At 63.4% G+C, this 17,389-nt stretch carries 22 protein-coding genes and 3 pseudogenes; 13 read left to right on the top strand and 12 right to left on the bottom strand.

From position 1 onward, the window contains the following. Positions 1-33: 33 nt before the first annotated feature. Both NKH30_RS29900 and NKH30_RS29895 read left to right on the top strand, forming a co-directional pair. Positions 34-678, top strand: a complete 645-nt coding sequence (locus tag NKH30_RS29900) for a hypothetical protein (RefSeq protein ID WP_352997778.1) — start codon at positions 34-36, stop codon at positions 676-678. A 580-nt stretch (positions 679-1,258) separates the two neighbouring features. Then, positions 1,259-2,416: a sulfite oxidase gene (locus tag NKH30_RS29895; RefSeq protein WP_352997776.1), complete on the top strand. Its 1,158-nt coding sequence runs from the start codon at positions 1,259-1,261 to the stop codon at positions 2,414-2,416. A 186-nt stretch (positions 2,417-2,602) separates the two neighbouring features. On the opposite strand, the gene NKH30_RS29890 is transcribed toward NKH30_RS29895, so the two are convergent. From NKH30_RS29890 to NKH30_RS29880, 3 genes are all read right to left on the bottom strand, one after another. After that, entirely contained in the window at positions 2,603-3,238 is a 636-nt protein-coding gene (locus NKH30_RS29890; protein WP_352997774.1) for a nuclear transport factor 2 family protein, read from the bottom strand. Between the two features lie 69 nt (positions 3,239-3,307). Next, complete coding sequence (locus NKH30_RS29885) at positions 3,308-3,478, bottom strand: sigma factor (protein WP_352997772.1); 171 nt, start codon at positions 3,476-3,478, stop codon at positions 3,308-3,310. A 44-nt stretch (positions 3,479-3,522) separates the two neighbouring features. Beyond that, positions 3,523-3,834 carry a hypothetical protein gene (locus tag NKH30_RS29880; RefSeq protein WP_352706381.1) on the bottom strand — a complete coding sequence of 104 codons (312 nt, stop codon included), beginning with the start codon at positions 3,832-3,834 and terminating at the stop codon, positions 3,523-3,525. A 144-nt stretch (positions 3,835-3,978) separates the two neighbouring features. Between NKH30_RS29880 and NKH30_RS29875 the strand changes: the two genes are divergently transcribed. After that, a complete protein-coding gene (locus NKH30_RS29875) occupies positions 3,979-4,344 on the top strand; it encodes a VOC family protein (protein ID WP_023680367.1) in 366 nt (121 codons plus the stop codon). A 229-nt stretch (positions 4,345-4,573) separates the two neighbouring features. After that, the gene (locus tag NKH30_RS29870; RefSeq protein ID WP_352997770.1) at positions 4,574-4,798 is read left to right on the top strand and encodes a hypothetical protein; all 225 of its coding nucleotides are present in this window, start codon (positions 4,574-4,576) and stop codon (positions 4,796-4,798) included. Between the two features lie 24 nt (positions 4,799-4,822). Here NKH30_RS29870 and NKH30_RS29865 read toward each other — a convergent pair whose 3' ends face one another. From NKH30_RS29865 to NKH30_RS29845, 5 genes are all read right to left on the bottom strand, one after another. Continuing rightward, entirely contained in the window at positions 4,823-6,046 is a 1,224-nt protein-coding gene (locus NKH30_RS29865) for an MFS transporter (protein ID WP_352997768.1), read from the bottom strand. Beyond that, positions 6,043-7,419 (bottom strand): FAD-dependent oxidoreductase, encoded by a 1,377-nt coding sequence (locus NKH30_RS29860; protein ID WP_502911535.1) that lies wholly within the window; start codon positions 7,417-7,419, stop codon positions 6,043-6,045. The genes NKH30_RS29865 and NKH30_RS29860 overlap by 4 nt, the downstream gene beginning before the upstream one ends. Positions 7,420-7,469: 50 nt before the next feature. Further along, on the bottom strand, positions 7,470-7,802 hold the full coding sequence (locus NKH30_RS29855) for an ArsR/SmtB family transcription factor (protein ID WP_352490030.1): 333 nt from the start codon (positions 7,800-7,802) through the stop codon (positions 7,470-7,472). Positions 7,803-7,869: 67 nt separating this feature from the next. Then, positions 7,870-8,292: an arsenate reductase (glutaredoxin) gene (gene arsC, locus NKH30_RS29850; RefSeq protein ID WP_352834119.1), complete on the bottom strand. Its 423-nt coding sequence runs from the start codon at positions 8,290-8,292 to the stop codon at positions 7,870-7,872. Positions 8,293-9,160: 868 nt separating this feature from the next. After that, entirely contained in the window at positions 9,161-9,784 is a 624-nt protein-coding gene (locus NKH30_RS29845) for an NAD(P)H-dependent oxidoreductase (RefSeq protein WP_352997765.1), read from the bottom strand. A 284-nt stretch (positions 9,785-10,068) separates the two neighbouring features. Here NKH30_RS29845 and NKH30_RS29840 point away from each other — a divergent pair. Together NKH30_RS29840 and NKH30_RS29835 are read left to right on the top strand one after the other, a co-directional pair. Further along, a pseudogene (locus NKH30_RS29840) lies at positions 10,069-10,398 on the top strand (SDR family NAD(P)-dependent oxidoreductase); the annotation flags it as partial. 2 nt (positions 10,399-10,400) lie between these two features. Further along, complete coding sequence (locus NKH30_RS29835; protein WP_502911533.1) at positions 10,401-10,811, top strand: SDR family oxidoreductase; 411 nt, start codon at positions 10,401-10,403, stop codon at positions 10,809-10,811. Positions 10,812-10,847: 36 nt separating this feature from the next. Here the strand turns inward: NKH30_RS29835 and NKH30_RS29830 are convergent, their stop codons facing one another. Then, positions 10,848-11,438: a DUF922 domain-containing Zn-dependent protease gene (locus tag NKH30_RS29830; RefSeq protein WP_352997759.1), complete on the bottom strand. Its 591-nt coding sequence runs from the start codon at positions 11,436-11,438 to the stop codon at positions 10,848-10,850. 115 nt (positions 11,439-11,553) lie between these two features. Between NKH30_RS29830 and NKH30_RS29825 the strand changes: the two genes are divergently transcribed. Further along, a complete protein-coding gene (locus NKH30_RS29825; protein WP_352997757.1) occupies positions 11,554-12,318 on the top strand; it encodes a pseudouridine synthase in 765 nt (254 codons plus the stop codon). A 22-nt stretch (positions 12,319-12,340) separates the two neighbouring features. Here the strand turns inward: NKH30_RS29825 and NKH30_RS29820 are convergent, their stop codons facing one another. Both NKH30_RS29820 and NKH30_RS29815 read right to left on the bottom strand, forming a co-directional pair. Further along, the gene (locus NKH30_RS29820; RefSeq protein WP_352501242.1) at positions 12,341-12,550 is read right to left on the bottom strand and encodes a hypothetical protein; all 210 of its coding nucleotides are present in this window, start codon (positions 12,548-12,550) and stop codon (positions 12,341-12,343) included. Next, positions 12,540-13,049 (bottom strand): hypothetical protein, encoded by a 510-nt coding sequence (locus NKH30_RS29815; RefSeq protein ID WP_352501243.1) that lies wholly within the window; start codon positions 13,047-13,049, stop codon positions 12,540-12,542. The genes NKH30_RS29820 and NKH30_RS29815 overlap by 11 nt, the downstream gene beginning before the upstream one ends. A gap of 134 nt (positions 13,050-13,183) precedes the next feature. Here NKH30_RS29815 and NKH30_RS29810 point away from each other — a divergent pair. The 4 genes and pseudogenes from NKH30_RS29810 to NKH30_RS29795 form a co-directional block, all read left to right on the top strand. After that, positions 13,184-13,381, top strand: a pseudogene (locus NKH30_RS29810) (pseudouridine synthase); the annotation flags it as partial. Positions 13,382-13,528: 147 nt separating this feature from the next. Beyond that, positions 13,529-13,876 carry an antitoxin Xre/MbcA/ParS toxin-binding domain-containing protein gene (locus NKH30_RS29805; RefSeq protein WP_023680350.1) on the top strand — a complete coding sequence of 116 codons (348 nt, stop codon included), beginning with the start codon at positions 13,529-13,531 and terminating at the stop codon, positions 13,874-13,876. Beyond that, the gene (locus tag NKH30_RS29800; protein ID WP_352997755.1) at positions 13,877-14,467 is read left to right on the top strand and encodes an RES family NAD+ phosphorylase; all 591 of its coding nucleotides are present in this window, start codon (positions 13,877-13,879) and stop codon (positions 14,465-14,467) included. Positions 14,468-14,543: 76 nt separating this feature from the next. Next, positions 14,544-14,825: a hypothetical protein gene (locus NKH30_RS29795; protein ID WP_352997753.1), complete on the top strand. Its 282-nt coding sequence runs from the start codon at positions 14,544-14,546 to the stop codon at positions 14,823-14,825. 74 nt (positions 14,826-14,899) lie between these two features. Here the strand turns inward: NKH30_RS29795 and NKH30_RS29790 are convergent. Then, positions 14,900-15,026 (bottom strand): annotated as a pseudogene (locus NKH30_RS29790) (HAD family hydrolase); the annotation flags it as partial. Positions 15,027-15,114: 88 nt separating this feature from the next. Here NKH30_RS29790 and NKH30_RS29785 point away from each other — a divergent pair. Both NKH30_RS29785 and NKH30_RS29780 read left to right on the top strand, forming a co-directional pair. After that, positions 15,115-16,506, top strand: a complete 1,392-nt coding sequence (locus NKH30_RS29785; RefSeq protein WP_352494412.1) for an NfeD family protein — start codon at positions 15,115-15,117, stop codon at positions 16,504-16,506. After that, the gene (locus tag NKH30_RS29780; protein WP_352822324.1) at positions 16,503-17,267 is read left to right on the top strand and encodes a slipin family protein; all 765 of its coding nucleotides are present in this window, start codon (positions 16,503-16,505) and stop codon (positions 17,265-17,267) included. Before NKH30_RS29785 ends, NKH30_RS29780 begins: the two co-directional genes overlap by 4 nt. Positions 17,268-17,389: the final 122 nt, after the last annotated feature.

Genomic DNA, 17,389 nt, shown 5'->3' with positions numbered 1-17,389 from the left:
TTCCGCCCTCACTTCGAACGACAGGAGATCGGCATGGGACAGAACGCCGGATATTTCGCACTCATCGTTGCCGGACTGGTGACCAATGCAACGACGCTGGCCAAGCCGCTCAACCCGGACCGGGCGATTCCATCCCTGGGCGATATCAACTCGCCGCTGGCCAGCCCGCTGTTCAAGCAGGTCAAGGCCGGGCCGCTGGCGATAAAGCTTGAGGAAACCACGCTTGCCGATGTCGAAAAAGCCTTCGGCGGAGCGATGCACGATGAAGGTGACGCCGGAGATTCACGCCACTGGCTTTGCTATGCCGGCCCCGACGCCGGCGGATCGCCGTCGATCTTCTGGTTCGTCTCCGGCGAGATGGGCGGCTCCGACCACGGTGTCCTGTCCGTCGCGCTGCAGCCGAACCCGGAAGGCAAGGTGCCGGAAGGATGCGCCGGCGCGCCTGCCAGCCTGACAGCAATTGAACTCGATACGCCCGGCGTCGGAGCGCCGCTGAGCGACGTGGCCGCGAAATTTGGCGCCGCCAAGCCCGATCGTTACGGCCATTTCGGCTTCGCCGCCTCTTATCCTCCTTCGTCTCCCGACCAGAAGGACACCACGGTCACGCAGACGCTCACCTACACAGCCGGGAACGGCAGGATAACCGGCGTGGCGGTGACGCAAGTCACCACCAACTAGGGCGTCCCCGCTCGGTTGGCGAATGGTTCACGTGTGATTGATTCTGCCGCGCCCGAGCCGGGCGGCCTGCTTGCTGGCCACCTCGGTTCTGATGTGCCGCCCGGGCCCGCCTCCTCCTGCAAATGCGACATTCGAGGCGGCCCTGGTCGTCAGACCAAAAGCGTTGCGCCGCCCCAAGCGACCAGGGCGGTGCCGGCCGCACGGCCAACCCATGGGCCGGCAGGAAACACCGGTTCGACGAGAACCTGCGAAAGTCCGGAAATGACCCAGAAGCGGGCGGTCGGCAGCGATCCGAGCAGCAACGATTTTGGCAGGACCGGAAATCGGCATGGAATGCTGCAATCATCATCATGTCCCGTCCAAGTTGTGGACAGTTCCTTCTCAAAGGCGCACTCTTAGCATGCGAAACGCGAGCTGGCGTTTCGTGCAACGCTTCACATGCTTGACTTGCGTCGGTGATTATCTGACCTACCCGGATACTTCCGGGTGGGCAGATCTCACATTGTGTCGCCTATCCGTGATCAGGCTACGGCCTAAGGCACGTTGCAGCCCGTTCCGGATCAACTGGGAGGTAAACAACATGCCTGATTTTCAGCGCAGAGAACTTCTTGTTCAAGGAAGCGCGGCTCTTGCCGCAATTGCTGCTCTCTATACCTCGCGCCGGGCTTACGCTTTTCCAACACGGCCGAACGAGGAAGTTATTCGATGGCTGGATCAGCCGACCGAAAATCCCGATCCGGTGGGTATCCAGAAGCAGCTTGTCTGGGAGGATTTGGATAGCTGGATAACGCCAAACGACAAGTTCTTCAGCATCTCGCATTTCAACCGACCAACGATCGACGAGAAGACATGGTCGATGGAAATCGGAGGCCTGGTTAAGAAGCCCCTGGAGTTAACGCTCGCCGACATCAGGGCGCGACCGCGGCAGGAGGTCGTTTTCACAGTGGAATGCTCGGGCAACCACGGGTTTCCCTTTTTCACCGGCGGCATCGGCAATGCTCGCTGGGCAGGGACGCCGCTCGCCCCGATCCTCGAGGAAGCCGGCGTTCTGGAGAAGGGCATCGAGGTCGTCTTTTTCGGTACCGACACAGGCGAGATCCCGATACGCGACGTCAAGATGCGGCAGAACTTCGCTCGTAGCATGTCGCTCGCCGACGCGATGAACCCCGACAATCTCCTCTGCTATGAAATGAACGGGGCCGCCTTGCCGGCGCCCAATGGCTTCCCGGTACGGCTCATTGCGCCAGGCTGGTACGGGATCGCCAACGTCAAGTGGCTAAAGCGCATCGAGGTTCGCGATACGCGGTTCATGAGCCTTCTGATGGCCCGTGACTATGTCACCATCCGGGAGGAGGACCACAACGGCGAGACCGTATGGGCCGAGACGTCAGTCGGGCGAGCGCTGATAAAGTCCGCGCCTGCGAAGGTTACCCGGAAAGATTCAGATTACCGCATCGTTGGGGCAGCCTGGGGGGCGCCGATCGACCGGGTCGAAGTGCAAATCGATCAAGGGCCTTGGATACCAGCGACCATTGACCACAGTGAGGAGGCCGAACACGCCTGGAAAATATGGTCCCTGGCTTGGGCAAATCCCTCTCCTGGAGAACACACGGTGACCTCGCGCGCGGTCAGCACCACGGGACAAGTTCAACCGGCGATGGACGATCCCTTGATAGCCAAGAAACACACATACTGGGAAAGCAATGGCCAGGTGACGCGCCGCGTGCGTATCGGCTAGAGGATTCTGCCGCCAAATGGAGTCATGTGGCGTCCGCATAAATGCGGCAAAACAGATAGTTAGAGCGGTTCCGGTTCTGAGAGAACCGGAACCGCTCCAAGAACGTGCTGCCATGTGGCAATTGCGTTTGGGTCAAACAGGAAGAGGCTGCCTGATCGCCATTTCGCACCATTTCCAGCGCTCTCCTCACCCCTCCACGGCCCTGATCTCCGCGTCGACCAGGCACCAGGGCGCATAGCGGAAGTCGCGGATCTGGATGACCTGATCGTTCCGCCACTCGACCAGAATGAAGCCGCGCACCGCGCCGTCGGCCGCTTGCGGGTGGCGGATCAGGATCGCCGGCCTGCCGTCGACGAAGCCGAGCGACAATGTCCAGTCGCTGATACGGGCATAATTGCCGAAATAGGTCGACACCTCGGCCTTGCCGCGCAGGCGGACGCGGTTGACGACGTCGAGCCGGACGTCCTCGGCGATCAGTGCCCTGACCGCGTCGAAGTCGCGCGCGTTGAACAGGTCGACATAGCGCCGCAGCCGGCGCTCGTCATCGGCGTCGAGCCTCGGCGCGAGCGCCTGTTCGGGCTGCAGCGCCAGCTGCTTGAGCTGCGCCCGCCCGCGATGCAGCGCGGCCTTGGTGGCGGCGAGCGTCGTGCCGGTCACCTCGCAGGTCTCATGCAGGCTGAGGCCGAGCACGTCGACCAGGATCACAGCGCTGCGCTGCGGCACCGAAAGCTGCATGAAGGAGCGCAGGCCGGTCTGGGCGGCGAGCCGGCTGTCGGCGCTGCCGGAGGGATCCTCGATGACGCTCATGTCGGCCTCGGTCATGCGCGACCTTTCCCGATTGCGCCGCCGCAGATGATCCTGCGCGGCATTGTGGGCGATGCGAAACAGCCATTACTCCGGCCGTTCGACCATCGCACCGCCGTCGATCGCCTGCAGCGCCTTGATCAGCACCTCCTGGACGATGTCCTCGCCGTCGATCACCGAGCCGGCCATGCGTGCGCAGTAGCGATGCAGCCTTGGCCGCAACCCGACGAGCATCGCCTCCAAAGTCGCCCTGTTCATTTTCGGCGTAGCGTCCCATTTCTGCGCGAGCGGCACGGCAGGCGCTACCCGGCTTTCTGATCCGCCAGCATACGGTAATTGCCGATGACTTTAACAGGCGATCGCAATGCCGGGGTCGAACGGCGCTCGGCGTGGTTTTCCGTAAACGCCTTGAAGGCCGCAAGCCCGGTCAGCGCCGACGAATCGCCGTCCTGGCCGACGATGTGGACGAACGAGCCGTCGTCCAGCTCGAGCACGAGATAACGCACCGTCGGCGGTGCCGCCTCGCCAAGCGCTTCGAACACTTTTTCGACCAGCGCGCGGTTATCTTCCAGGTCGGCTTGTTTCACACCGTATCGAATGAGCGCGTAGTTCATCATCGTCTCCTGACTGGTTGGTATGAACGAAGGACGACCGGCTGCGCTGAAAAGATTCTCCTTGCCGAAGAATCTTTTCGGTTGCCCGCATCGTCTTTCCCGCGTGGGCGGCTGCGCGGCAGCCATCAAGCAGGAGAGACGATCATGCATATCCAGTTTGCCGAGCTTCCGGTGTTCGAGCAGGACCGCGCCAAGGCGTTCTACACCAGGCATCTCGCCTGCCAGGTCATGGCCGACCAGAAGATGGGTGATGGCGGCTGGCGCTGGATCGAGCTGGCATTTCCGCATGCCGTGACGAACCTGCATTTTGTCAGGCGCGCCGACGACGCACCCGGCGCGGAGCCGGTATTGGTGCTGGTCGACGAAAATGTCGGGGCAATGATCGCGGCCATGAAAGCGGGCGGCGTCGAGATCATCACCGAAGCGCATGAGGCGCCGTGGCAGCCGGGGCGAACGGTGGCGGAGTTTCGCGACAGCGAAGGCAACCGCATGGTCCTCGCCAGCCGATAAGGCACCGGAGCCCTCTGTCCGGCGGGGCGTCGTACCTAAGTCCTACCTCCGGCCGGACCATCGGCCGTACTTCCTTCGTATTATTATTTCGTGACCTCTGCGCGCCGGAACCTTCCCTTGCATCGGGCGTTCGGGCGCTGTATCGCGATGCCTCATATTTAGGCAGGCGGAGGAAATACGAATAGGGCGGGTGGCAAAACAAACATGGGCCGGGGAGGAGCATCTTACCATGTCGAACCGTAAAATCGGAATGTCCCACAGTTTGGGGCTGCGCATCGCTGACCTCAAATCCAGAATGCAAAGTGCCCAGATTACCGAGCATGAGATCAAGACGTTTCAAAAGGTTGCCGCCATCATGGGCGGCGCCAAAGGCTCACTGCGCCTCGATGCGGACGATCTGATCGCCGCGTCTTTCCTTGTCGATCCCTTGGAAGATCTCCCGCTCTCCAGTTGAAGGCGCCGAACGCAGGTCGAAATCCTATCGGGTTTGAACCTGCGATTGCCGCCGGCGGAGCATCCGCCAGCCCAAGCCGCATGCGAGGATGACGTTGGCCAGCGCTAGACCAGAAAGCGCGGCCAACGTCCCGTGCGGGCCGAAGCGCTCCAGCAGCAATGCTCCGGCCGAGGGTGCCGCCGCCTGGGCTATCAGGCTCGGCATGGCGAGGCGGCCCATCAGTCTCGCGTAGCCGTTAGAGCCGAACAGCGCGAGCGGCAACGTCCCCCGCGCGATGGATTCCAGGCCGATGCCTGCGCCGTAGAAGCCCAGCGCCAGCGGGATGATTGGCATGCCGGCCCAGAGCGTCGAAACGCCGATCGCCACAAACGTAACCGAGGCAAACTTGGTGAAAATCGGATGGTGGTAGCGCGCGATCATCATCTCGATCGCGCGCGCCGCCACCTGTGATGGACCAACCAGCACGCCGAGCCCGACGGCTGCGGCAAGCGCCATGCCGCTGCCTTGCAGGATTGTGAGCAGATGCACCGATAGTGTCGACGAGATCACCGCTGCGAGTGTCAGGGTCGCGGCCAGAACGATCATGATCGACGGATCGGCTTGGTTGTCGAGAATGGGTGCCGCCTTCTTCACTCCCGGTTTGACTGCCGGTTGCGGCGGCTCCCGGGGCAGGATCACGAGATAGAGCGGCAGCGCAATTGCCAGCTGAAAGGAGGCGTAAACCAGGCAGGTGCCGCGCCAGCCGACCTCCCCCAGCAGCAAGGCTGAGATCGGCCAGCAGATGGTGCTCGCAAGGCCGCCGAACAGCGTCAGCATGGTGATGGCGGAGCGCGCGCCCTGGCCGTAGTGGCGGCCAAGCGTCGCGAAAGCGGCATCGTAGAGCCCTGCCCCCATGCCCAGGCCGATGACCAGCCAGGCCGCGATATAGGCCGCAAGATTAGGGGCAAGAGCCAGCCCGATCTGGCCGAGCCCGATGCATCCGGCGCTGAACGCCAGAACGTTGCGGCCGCCATGCCGCTCGATCGACGAGCCGACGCGCGGAGAGATCAATCCTGCCGTGAGCAAGCCGAGAGACAGGCCGCCGACAACCCATGCCAGCGGCCAGCCGGTATCGGAGGAGACTGCCGGCGCGATGACCGCGGGAAGATAGTAGGAAGAACCCCACGCCATGATCTGCGTCAGGCCAAGCGCGGTGATGATCGCGCCGCGGCTGCGCACGATGGCCGGCGAAGGCGGCGAAAGACTCATGCCGCGACGCTGCAGCCACAGCCGCCTTCGCCGACCGCCTTCGCCTTGGCGTCGGCGACACAGCACGCATCCACCGCTGCCGGCGCCGGACCGCCGCAGCACCCCTTGTCGGCCACGCCGATCCGCGGCACGGTGCAGACGCCGGTCTCGGGCAGCACGAGCTGGACATTGTCGGCCGCCACCATGTCTCCGGCGATCGCCGCCGCGACCGAGCGGACCTGCTCATACCCGGTCAGCAGCAGGAAGGTCGGTGCGCGGCCATAGCTCTTGATGCCGACTGTGTAGAACCCTTGCTCTGGATGGCTGAGCTCACGGTGGCCGTGCGGCGGCACGTCGCCGCAGGAGTGCTCGTTGGGATCGATCAACGGTCCCAGTGCCTTGACGCTTTCCAGCCATGGATCGAGCTCGAGCCGAAGCTCACGGGTCAGCGACAGATCCGGGCGTTGCCCGGTCGCGGCGATGATGCGGTCGACCGGGCCAAGCGCCTGCAAACCGTCCCTGGTCTGGCCTTCGACGACCAGCCGGCCGTTGGCATCGCGGATCGAAACAGCCGCAAAGCCCGTCACCAGCCTGACGCCGCCGCTCTCGGCGAGTTCGCGCACTTCGGCGCCGAGTTCGCCGCGTGCCGGCAATTGGTCGGCATCACCGCCACCGTAGATGCGCACCAGGTCGGTGCCGCGCGTCGTCCAGATGAAAGCGGTGCCCGCCTCCACATTTGCCAGGCTGGCGAGATCCAGCACCGCATTGGCGGCCGAATGGCCGGAGCCGGCGACCAGCGTCGTCTTCCCCGCATAAAGGCTGCGGTCGCGGCCGAGAATATCGGGGATGCCGTAGGCAATGCGGTCGGCAAATTCGGCCTCGCCTTCTGCAGGAATTCCGCCGGCGCCGAGCGGGTTCGGCATCTGCCAGGTTCCCGAAGCATCGATGACGGCACGTGCGCTGTCGCGTCTTGTACCATCGGCAGTCTCGACCGCCAGCATGAACGGCCGGTTCTCGCGTCCCTTGCTCAGCACCTTGTCGGCGCCCCAGCGCGAAATGCCGACGACCCGGGCGCCGGTTTCGATCGACGGCGACAATTGCGGAAGCTTTGCCAGCGGCTCGAGATAATCCGCGACGAGGTCGTCCGCGGTTGGGAATGCCTCGGGCTCAGGCATCCGCCAGCCATGCGCCTCGAGCAGGTTTCTGGCCGCCTGATCGACGCAATAGCGCCAAGGCGTGAACACACGGACATGGCCCCAATCCCTGAGATTGGATGCAACCGCATTGCCGGTTTCGTAGACTTTGACAGGAATGCCCCGCGCGATCAGGTGGACCGCTGCCGCCAGGCCGACCGGCCCGGCGCCGATCACCGCAACGGGGAGTTTTTCAATCATCTCCATGTCTTCCATCCTTCCGGTAATTTCGAATTATAATGGCAAAAAAATCATGCCGCCGTTTTGGCGGCCGCTTCCGCCGATGCCGGCGCACAGGTGGCGTCGGCGCAGCATTCGTCCGCGAGGTATCCGATGAGCCCGTTCATGGCGGGATAGTTGGCCCGGCAGATTAGCGTCGTCGCCTGGCGCTCCTGTGTCACCAGGCCGGTGTCGACCAGCCGCTTGAGGTGATGCGACAGCGTCGAGGCAGCGATGCCCAATCTGTCCTGGATACGCCCGACCGGCAGCCCCTCATCGCCCGCCCGCACCAGCGTCCGATAGAGCTGCAACCGCGTCGGGCTGCCGAGGGCTTCAAGTTGCGAGGCTGCTTTTTCGAGTTTCATGGAAATAAGCTATTTCCAGAATCGCTGCACGTCAAGAGAATTTCGACAGATCGAAATAAGACGATATCTAGCCGACGCGCTTGCCGCTGGCGTCGATGACGACCTCGCCGTCCTCCTTGGTGAACGGGCCGATATCCGGATTGGGCAGGATATCGAGCACGGCTTCGGAGGGTCGGGCGAGCATGGTGCCGAGCGGCGTCACCACGATCGGCCGGTTGATCAGGATCGGATGCGCCAGCATGAAATCGAGGATCTCGTCGTCGCTCCACTTCGGGTCGCCCAGGCCAAGTTCGGCATAGGGCGTGCCCTTTTCGCGCAGCAATTGGCGCGGCGTCATGCCCATCGCTGCGATCAGCTCGACGAGCTTTTCGCGCGACGGCGGATTTTTTAGATATTCGACCACCTCAGGCTCCTCGCCGGACTGCCTGATGATGGCCAGCGTGTTGCGCGAGGTGCCGCAATCGGGGTTGTGGTAGATGGTGACGGTCATTGCGCGGCCTTCATCTGTCCGATCTGTTTTGGTTCGGCGAGCAGCCACCCTGCAAAGGCCATGGCGAGCAATCGCTTTAGACCTAAATTTGAATCAGCCCCTTACTTCACGGGTTTGCGCCGCCCCATGCCTGCTTGCTGGCGTCGTTGTAGACGGAGCGAGGGACCCTGCCTTCGACAATTTCGCAAAGCGCCAACGTTGCAAGCATAGCGCCAGCGTTGCGGCCGGGTCTATCTCTCCGTTTATGGCAGGGCTATCGCAGATGGAAAGCGGAGGCTTTCGCTCTACGAAGGACCCCCACCCCTAACCCTCCCCACAAGGGGGAGGGAGACTTCCGTCGGCGCCGACCTCGGCAAATTGCCTGCTTTTCGGCGCCAAGGGGAAGTAAAGGCACGCGGCAGCGTTCCCTCCCCCTTGTGGGGAGGGGTTAGGGGTGGGGGGTCCCTTCTTCGTAAGAATCCACATGCGATTTGCCCTGCCCCTGCGGGAGATGCCAAGTGGGGCGAAGGAATACGAGTTGGCAATCGTTCTGAGCAGCGACCTCGGACGAGCAGGAATTCGGATTTTCTATCGCTACAGCGTATTTTGTTCTTGCTTTGTGCCGGCAGCTATGCTACTAATTTCGGTGTGGTGCTAATTGGCTCCCAACGACCCGCCTCCGAGGCGGGTTTTTCGTTTCAGGCGTTGCAGCGTTCGGTAGGTGGGTCCGTCAAGTCCATATTCGATTGCCCTGCCGTTTACGGGGAGAAACGCCCGGCAGGGCCAGAGGGGCGGCGCCTACTTCGATAATTGGCCGTCTTCAACACCAACTTGGCGCAATCGCCCGTCCAAAGCGATTGCCCGCGCCGGCGACGGCCCACCCGGCTGATCAGCCAGGCATCGTGGCGGCAACGGCATCAGCGCGGCCAAGACCGGCAACCGCTTTCCTGACCCGCTGCAGATGTGCCTGGCGTCCGGCGGCCGAGACGCTGTCCATCCGGTAGAGCGCCAGGAATTTGGTCCGGCACAGCGGATGGCAGACGGAGCGGAAGCCGCGCAGCAGGGTCCGCCGGCCGGGCTGTCCCATGATCCACGACATCAGCGGCGTGGCGCCACATGTGGTCATTGCCATCACCCGGCGTATGTGCCGCAATTTGGGCCGCGGGCCGCGTCGTGCCGTCGGCATCTCGAAAGCGAAGCCCGGCACCAGCACACGCTCCAGCCAGCCTTTCAGCATCGCCGGCAGGCCATACCACCAGGTCGGATAGATGAAGACGACCGCCTCCGCCCAGAGCAGCTCCTGCGCATGTTCGTGCACCGGTTGCAGGTTCGCCGCCTTGTCGTGGTAACCGCGCCATTCCTGCGTGCGCATGACCGGATCGAAGCCGGTCGCATAGAGGTCGAGCAGGTGGACCTGGTGACCGCTTTCGGCAAGCGTCTCCAGCACCGTGTCGCGCACCGCGCCGCTGAAGCTGTCGGCGCAGGGATGGCAATGGACGACGAGGACCTTCATCTGGCGTTCAGACCTGTCGGTCGCGAGAGGATCGCGGGGGTGCATGCAAGCGTCGCATGCAAACAAGCCACCCGCAGACGTAGTCGATCAGCTGTTTTCATGCGAAGCCCCGCAGCCCCCGTATCAAGACGCAACACCTCCGGTCGCGTCAAGGCCCGTTCGTGCGCAGACGTGGGCTTGCTGGGGCCAAAACCCTAACGGTGGATTCGGTTTTTCGATCAGCATTGTTCCAGAATGTCCGCGCCCTAGCTTCACGGCCGGTCCAAAGCGTCAGGAGAAAAAGAATGCAGACAGGAAAACTGAGCGGCAAGATCGCCTTGGTGACTGGCGCCTCTTCCGGCATCGGCGAGGCCACCGCCCTGGCGCTGGCGGCCGAGGGCGCCACGCTGGCGATTGCCGCGCGGCGCGCCGAGCGGCTGGACCATCTGGCGAAGCGGATCCGTGAGACCGGCAGCGCGGCACTGCCGATTGCCGTCGATGTCGCCGACGAAGCGCAAGCCACGGCGATGGTCGAGCGGGTCCAGCAGGAGTACGGCCGGCTCGACATGCTGCTTGCGGTGCCGGGGTCGGCGTCGCCGCGCCGTTCCGCAACACGACGCCGGAAGAATACCGCCGGATGGTCGACGTCAACATCCTGGGCCTGCTTTATCCGATCCATGCGGCACTGCCGTCGATGCAGCGGCAAGGCGCCGGCTACATCGTCGTGGTCTCGTCCGGCACCGGCCGTTACATCCACCCTTCGGTGGTCTATTCCGGCACCAAGCACGCGGTGAGCGCGATGGCGGAATCGCTGCGCCGCGAGATCGGCAAGGATGGCATCCGCGTCACCTGCATCGAGCCTGGCGCCGTCAAGACCGAGTTCACCCAGAATATGCGCGCCGATGTGCGCCAGGCGGTCGAGCAAAGGCTGGGCGACATGGAGCAGCTGGAAAGCGAGGACATCGCCGCCGCCATCCTTTATGCGGTGAGCCAGCCGCCAAGGGTCAACGTCAACATCCTGACGCTCTATCCGACCGAGCAGGCGTGAGGCCGCGAAGGTGGTATCCTGCGCCGCCCCGCAGCGTCATCCGCCGGTCATCAGCGTGAACACAAGCTGCCGCAGCTTGCCGCCCGGGCCGAATTCGACCCGGTCGAAATCGCGGCTCGCCTGCCGTTGTGCCTGCGAGATTCCGGCGAGCCGTCTCGTCACTTCGACCCTGATCTTGCTGCAGCCGCGGTCATCGGCGACGGTCAGGCCGATCGTGGCCGCCTCGATCTTGTGCACCATGTCGACGATGCTGGCGCCGTGCACCTTCTCGTGGGCGGCAAGGCCGGCTGCGAAAACCTCCCAGTTCTTCTGGATTGCGCCCGGCAGCCGCGCGGCCGGCTTCGGCAAGGTGTAGGTGATGATCAGCTTCGGCCGCGCCGACACCAGCACGCAGGCGTCGCCTTGCGGCTGGTAGTCCCTCACCCAGGTCAGCTTGAAATTGGTATGCGCGATGACGCGGCGTTCGCCGAGCAGCGGCCCGCGCCCGCCGATCGAGGCGTAGAGCTCCGGGCCGGATTGCCCTGAGATGGCATAGGTCTCGACCTTCTCGACTGCCTGCCAGCCGGCATGCGCCGGCGATGTCGGCAACAAGGCGAGCAGCAGGCAAAGGCGAATGGCTGTTTTCATGCAAGTCCTCGCAGCCGCTGCGCACGACGCAAACGATATGCAGTTCCCTTCCGTGGACATAGCCGGCGGCCGACTATAGTGGGATGCTCGTATACAAGAATCCACAGACAACGCCATGTCGCCACGACCGAACCTTGCCCGGCAACGCCCTGCCCCCGCAGCCAATCCTCCCGGCGTCAGCCTCTGTCGCGCGCTGTCGAAGCTTGGCCTGTGCTCGCGCAAGCAGGCCGAGCTTCTGGTTGCCGAGGGGCGCGTGCGGGTCGCCGGCAAGATCGTGCGCAACGGCTCGATGCGCGTTGATCCAGGCCGCGATCGCATCGAGGTTGACGGCCGCCGCGTCGCCGCCGAGCGCAAGGTCTATCTGATGCTCAACAAGCCGCGCGGGCTGGTCACCACCCGTGACGACCCGCAGGACCGCGGCACCGTCTATGATTGCCTGGCAGGCCTCGACCTGCCTTTCGTCTCGCCCGTCGGCCGCCTCGACAAGGCCAGCGAAGGCCTGCTGTTGATGACCAACGACACGCGCTTCGCGCAGCGCCTGCTCGATCCGGCCTCGCATGTCGCCAAGACCTATCACGTGCAGATCGGCGCGCTGCCCGACGCGACCATGCTGGCGCGGTTGCGCGCCGGCGCGACCGTCGACGGAGAATTGCTGGCGGCCCGCTCGATCGAGTTGCTGCGCGGCGGCACCAGCACCGCCTGGCTGGAAATCGTGCTCGACGAGGGCCGCAACCGCCATATCCGCCGGCTGCTCGCCGCCCATGATATCGAGGTGCTGCGCCTGGTGCGGATCGCGATCGGATCTCTGCAACTCGGCGACCTTGCCAAAGGCAAGGCACGCCATCTGAGCGCGGAAGAGCAGGCGCTGCTTCAGGCCTGAACTGCTGGCGGCGACTCGACAGTCAGGCAGCTGCCCGCCAAAGCTGTTCCCTGTCGGATACAGCATCAATTGCCCGCAAGAGAACTGACACCGCGGTGTCCAGGCTGCTTTCCTCGGCCTCCAACTCGACAAGCCCTGTCCAGGGATCGAGATCAGCAGGATCACGCTCTATGTTCGCGACCAACGTCTCGCGTGATTCAAATCGAAATGTGAGGGGTTCATCAATCTTCATTGTCGGAAGAAGCCTTGGCTTTGCCGCACTGGGCCAGCACCTTGCCGATGGCGGCGGATGAGCCGGCAAGCGGAAAGCTGTTCTCGCCATATTTGCCCGAGGCGACCGTGACCTCGCCCTTGGAGCGCAGCAGGGCCAACAGCGGGTCGGTGCTGCTCAATTCCACGGTGAAGGTGTTGTACATTTCTTCGAGTTGAAGCGTCTTGGTCACCGCTTTGCCGCCGGCCTTGAACGCGAACGAAGCGATGCCGGGTTCCAGTTGCGGACCGCTGTCGCCCAAATCATAGCTCAGCGTCGGCTTGCCGAAACAGGCCAGCGTCAGCTGGGCGCCGCCATTCGATCCGCCGCAGACCGACGCCATCAGCACTTTGCCGCCCTCCTCTTCCTCCAGTTTCGCCGTCCAGCCGCACGGCGCGGCAAACGCCGGCTGCGCCGCTTGCAGGACGACCTGAGCGGCGACGCAACCCGCCACGACGAATTTCGCCAATCCGCTTCGCATGATCTTCCCTTCCCAAGTCATCGAACCATCGTCGGCCACGTGGCATCAAGGACTATACAAAACAAATTGTCCCGTGGCATTACCGGCGACAGGGCGCTGTAGCAATTCAGGCGATTGATTTTCGATCGAGTGGAAGCGGCACCAGCACCGCCTGGCTGGAGATCGTGCTCGACGAGGGCCGCAACCGCCACATCCGCCGGCTGCTTGGCGCCTACGATATCGAGGTGCTGCGCCTGGTGCGGGTGGCGATCGGCCAATTGCAGCTCGGCGAGCTTGCCAAAGGCAAAGCACGCCATCTGAGCGCGGAAGAGCTGGCGCTACTTCAGGCCTGAAGTGCTGGCTCCAGGGGGCCTTCGCACCGAACGGGTGATTGACATTAACATTCCTGTTTCATATTTTCCTTTTATGAAACCGAAATGCGACAGCGCAATTGAAGGGCTGGTCCGACGCGAAGTGGCTCGGCAGCCGGAGAGAAAAGCATGAGCACGGCGTTGCGGGCGGTCCCCAGATTCCTGGACGAATTGGGCACGTTTGGCGGTCTCAAGGGAACCGACATTGCAAACATCACCGACGTGTCCAAGGCCACGGTTTCGAGGTGGAAGGCCGGCGACATCAAGCCCCAGCCGCGCAGCGAGCTCATTCTATCGGACCTGCACTATATCGTCGGCCGACTGCAGGAATTCTACGAGCCAAGCGATATCCGCACCTGGCTTTACGCTCGCCACCCGCAATTGAACGGTGAAAGGGCGATAGATCTCATTCACGACGACCGTGCTCTCGACGTGCTCAAAGTCATCGATCGGCTTGAGAACGAGGTCTTTCTCTAGTTGGCGATCGCCGGGCGGAAACGACGCGATAGCCGGCTCATCGACGTTATCGAGGCAATAGTTCCGGTCGAATACTCCGGAACGGTTTGGCGTGTGGTGCGCCAGGGCCGCAGCCCGATCCAGTGCTCGAACTCCGGCGGCCGTTGGGACGATGGAACGTTCGACGTGCTCTACACCTCGCAAGAGCGCGAAGGTGCCTTGAGCGAGATGAGATTCCACCTGACGCGGGGGCAGCCAGTGATCCCTTCGCGTGTCAGATACAATCTCTTCGAGATCGATCTTGCTTTGGACCGGACGCTCAGACTGCTCGACCTGGCAGCCTTGCAGACCCTTGGCCTCGACACCGCGCGCTACGGGCAGCTTTCGTATCAGGAAAAGCACGCCGAATATCCGAGATCGCAAGACATCGGCGAGGCCGCGCATTTCCTCGATTATGACGGCCTGATCGTGCCCAGCGCGCGACATGACTGCCTGAACGTCGTCGCGTTTTGTGATCGGCTGCCGGCCGGAGCGATGACGATCAGAACCGACCACGGGGAAATTGCCTGGGCTAGCGGCGGCCCCGCTGCCGTCCATCCCCCGCACGGGTGATGCGGCCAGCGGAAGTGGCGCGCTAACATTGCCTCCAAGTGTAGAGGGTCTAACGCGCAAGGGAGGATCCATGCGTATGCTCCGACTGATACCGACGCTGCTGGCGCTGCTGGCCGTCTTGCCATTGAACGCTGAAGCGACCACGAAGAAGTACCCTAAGGGCCACGGCACGAATTGCGCCGAGAAGGACCAGGCGTGCCAGAAGAAATGCCAGGCTGTGCCGATCGACTACAACAGCGTCAGATCCATCCAGGGGCGCAACGAATGTCTGAATAATTGCACCATCGGCTACGATCAGTGTCTCGGGGCACCCGCCCGAATCCAGGAACAGACAATCCAGGAGGACGCCGCGCAATAGAAGCCCGCCAGAGATGGCTCCAATGCGCAAAACATAGGTGTGATCGAATGACGGCGACAGCCCGCCGGTCGCCTTCATGTGCGGCCGCCGACTTCGTCGACATGGCGCAGCATGTCGTCGGGATCTTCATAGACGCGGAACGTGCCCGATTGGCGGAGCTTCTACGGTGCCGTAGCCGCCGCTGAGCAGGCCGACATCCAGTAGGACCGTGCGATGCGTCACCCGCCGCGCGCCGCGTCATGGATTTCGGCAAAATCCAGCCCATATTCCTAGATGTGGAGCTTTGAGCGTGAAACTCGCGCGTGCGGTCCTGCTTGCCGCGGCTTTCGTGGCTGTTGCGGCCGTTTGTCCCTCTTCAGCAACCGGAGAGGCGGACGGCCGGGAGAAAATTGTGTTGCGCGTCGAGATAGACGGCGCCATCGGTCCGGCGAGTGCCAGGCAGCTCGAGGAAGCGCTGGCGGTGGCCGCGGACCGAAATGCCCAGGCTCTCATCCTGCAGATGGATACGCCCGGCGGGCTGGTCACCAGCATGCGCGAGATGATCGCCGGCATTCTCGCCTCGCCGGTTCCCGTCATCGGCTATGTCGCGCCGGCCGGCGGGCATGCGGCGAGCGCCGGAACCTACATCCTCTACGCCGCCCATCTGGCGGCGATGGCGCCCGGCACCAATCTGGGCGCGGCAACGCCGATCGAGATGGGCGGGCCGCTGCCATCGTTTCCCGGCGGCAAGAACGATGGCCCGGAGGCGGACAAGGACAAGAAGAACGCACCCGCGGGCGATGCGATGATCGCCAAGGCGACGAACGACGCCGTTGCCCTGATCCGCAGCCTGGCTGAATTGCGCGGGCGCAATGCCGAATGGGGAGAAAAGGCCGTGCGCGAGGCGGCCAGCCTGTCGGCCGGCGCGGCGCTGCAGCAGCATGTCATCGACTTCGTCGCCCGCGACACCACCGAACTGCTTCAACTGGCCGACGGCCGGACCGTCGAGATCGCCGGCAAAAAAGAGGCATTGGCGACGAAGGGGCTGCCGGTCGAAACGCTCGAGCCAGGCTGGCTCATCCGGCTTCTCGCCGTCATCACGGACCCGAATATTGCCGTCATCCTGATGCTGGTCGGCGTCTATGGCCTCGTCTTCGAATTCACGAGCCCGGGCGCGGTCGCGCCCGGCGTGATCGGCACGATTTGCCTTCTGCTCGGGCTCTATGCGCTCAATCTCTTGCCGATCAGCTATGCCGGCCTTGCCTTGATGCTGCTTGGCATCATCTTCCTGGTCGTCGAAGCCTTGAACCCGACTGTGGTCCTTGGGCTGGGAGGCGTGGCTGCGTTTCTGCTGGGCGCAGCCATGCTGCTCAGGATCGAGGGGCCCGGCTTCGAGATGTCGTGGGCCGTTATCGGCACCGCCGCCGTCCTGACGCTCGGCCTGGCGCTGTTGACCGGCAGCTATCTGTGGGCGGCCCGCAAGAACGTTCCGCGTGTTGGCGCACAGGCCATGCAAGGGCTGCCGGCGGAGGTCCTCGACTGGCAGGGCAGCGAGGGCCACGTGCTCGCCCGGGGCGAGCGCTGGCGGGCAAAAGCCGACGAACCGCTTGCAGTGGGCGACAGCGTCGAGGTGGCCGATGTCAGGGATCTCGTGCTGACGATACGGCGCCGCAATGTGAGAAGCGATGGAGCAAGGCAATGATCATCGGTTATGTGGCCTATCTGGCAGCAGCGCTCGTCGTGGTCATGTTCCTGTCCGCGGCCATTCGCATCCTGCGGGAATATGAGCGCGGCGTGGTCTTCACGCTCGGCCGCTTCACCGGAGTCAAGGGCCCCGGCCTTATCATCCTCATCCCTTTCGTGCAGCAGATGGTGAAGGTCGACCTGCGAGTGGTGGTCCAGGACGTCCCGCCGCAGGACGTGATCTCGCGCGACAACGTCTCGGTGAAGGTCAACGCGGTGCTGTATTTTCGTATCGTCGACGCCGAGCGGGCGGTGATCCAGGTTGAAGACTTCATGACCGCCACCAACCAGCTGGCACAGACCACGTTGCGCTCGGTGCTCGGCAAGCATGAGCTCGACGAAATGCTGGCCGAACGTGACAAGCTCAACAGCGATATCCAGGAGATTCTCGACCAGCGCACCGATGCCTGGGGCATCAAGGTCTCCGATGTCGAGATCAAGCATGTCGACCTCAACGAGAACATGGTCCGCGCCATCGCCAAGCAGGCCGAGGCGGAACGGCTGCGGCGTGCGAAAGTGATCAATGCCGACGGCGAACAGCAGGCGGCGGCAAAGCTCGTCGAGGCCGGCAAGATGCTGGCCGAAGCACCGCAGGCCATGCAGCTACGCTATTTCGAGGCTCTCCATGACATCGCCGGTGAGCGCTCGTCGACGGTCGTGTTTCCGGTGCCGATGGATCTGCTCGGTCATTTCATCAAGCAGGGTGGTGGAGGCGGCTGAGCGCGTAATCCTCCCCCTCGAGGGCAGGGCTATCGCATATGAGTGATGGCATTGATGAGATAGTCGTCGTTCCAGGCGCATTTCTTGATGCGATGGCTGATGGGAACTTTGGCAGCATCGGC

It is taken from the genome of Mesorhizobium sp. M1273 (genome assembly GCF_040318195.1).
Lineage (GTDB): Bacteria > Pseudomonadota > Alphaproteobacteria > Rhizobiales > Rhizobiaceae > Mesorhizobium.
Note: the sequence above shows the minus strand (reverse complement) of the source record. Positions and strands in the feature narration are given on the sequence as shown.

Coding starts and splice junctions, on each gene's coding strand:
- arsC (WP_352834119.1), bottom strand. CDS start 8,292: ATGACCGTCACCATCTACCACAACCCCGATTGCGGCACCTCGCGCAAC.
- NKH30_RS29870 (WP_352997770.1), top strand. CDS start 4,574: ATGTCGAACCGTAAAATCGGAATGTCCCACAGTTTGGGGCTGCGCATC.
- NKH30_RS29830 (WP_352997759.1), bottom strand. CDS start 11,438: ATGAAAACAGCCATTCGCCTTTGCCTGCTGCTCGCCTTGTTGCCGACA.
- NKH30_RS29890 (WP_352997774.1), bottom strand. CDS start 3,238: ATGACCGAGGCCGACATGAGCGTCATCGAGGATCCCTCCGGCAGCGCC.
- NKH30_RS29880 (WP_352706381.1), bottom strand. CDS start 3,834: ATGAACTACGCGCTCATTCGATACGGTGTGAAACAAGCCGACCTGGAA.
- NKH30_RS29865 (WP_352997768.1), bottom strand. CDS start 6,046: ATGAGTCTTTCGCCGCCTTCGCCGGCCATCGTGCGCAGCCGCGGCGCG.
- NKH30_RS29845 (WP_352997765.1), bottom strand. CDS start 9,784: ATGAAGGTCCTCGTCGTCCATTGCCATCCCTGCGCCGACAGCTTCAGC.
- NKH30_RS29900 (WP_352997778.1), top strand. CDS start 34: ATGGGACAGAACGCCGGATATTTCGCACTCATCGTTGCCGGACTGGTG.
- NKH30_RS29835 (WP_502911533.1), top strand. CDS start 10,401: ATGGTCGACGTCAACATCCTGGGCCTGCTTTATCCGATCCATGCGGCA.
- NKH30_RS29820 (WP_352501242.1), bottom strand. CDS start 12,550: ATGAAGATTGATGAACCCCTCACATTTCGATTTGAATCACGCGAGACG.
- NKH30_RS29805 (WP_023680350.1), top strand. CDS start 13,529: ATGAGCACGGCGTTGCGGGCGGTCCCCAGATTCCTGGACGAATTGGGC.
- NKH30_RS29860 (WP_502911535.1), bottom strand. CDS start 7,419: ATGATTGAAAAACTCCCCGTTGCGGTGATCGGCGCCGGGCCGGTCGGC.
- NKH30_RS29815 (WP_352501243.1), bottom strand. CDS start 13,049: ATGCGAAGCGGATTGGCGAAATTCGTCGTGGCGGGTTGCGTCGCCGCT.
- NKH30_RS29780 (WP_352822324.1), top strand. CDS start 16,503: ATGATCATCGGTTATGTGGCCTATCTGGCAGCAGCGCTCGTCGTGGTC.
- NKH30_RS29795 (WP_352997753.1), top strand. CDS start 14,544: ATGCTCCGACTGATACCGACGCTGCTGGCGCTGCTGGCCGTCTTGCCA.
- NKH30_RS29885 (WP_352997772.1), bottom strand. CDS start 3,478: ATGAACAGGGCGACTTTGGAGGCGATGCTCGTCGGGTTGCGGCCAAGG.
- NKH30_RS29825 (WP_352997757.1), top strand. CDS start 11,554: ATGTCGCCACGACCGAACCTTGCCCGGCAACGCCCTGCCCCCGCAGCC.
- NKH30_RS29875 (WP_023680367.1), top strand. CDS start 3,979: ATGCATATCCAGTTTGCCGAGCTTCCGGTGTTCGAGCAGGACCGCGCC.
- NKH30_RS29895 (WP_352997776.1), top strand. CDS start 1,259: ATGCCTGATTTTCAGCGCAGAGAACTTCTTGTTCAAGGAAGCGCGGCT.
- NKH30_RS29855 (WP_352490030.1), bottom strand. CDS start 7,802: ATGAAACTCGAAAAAGCAGCCTCGCAACTTGAAGCCCTCGGCAGCCCG.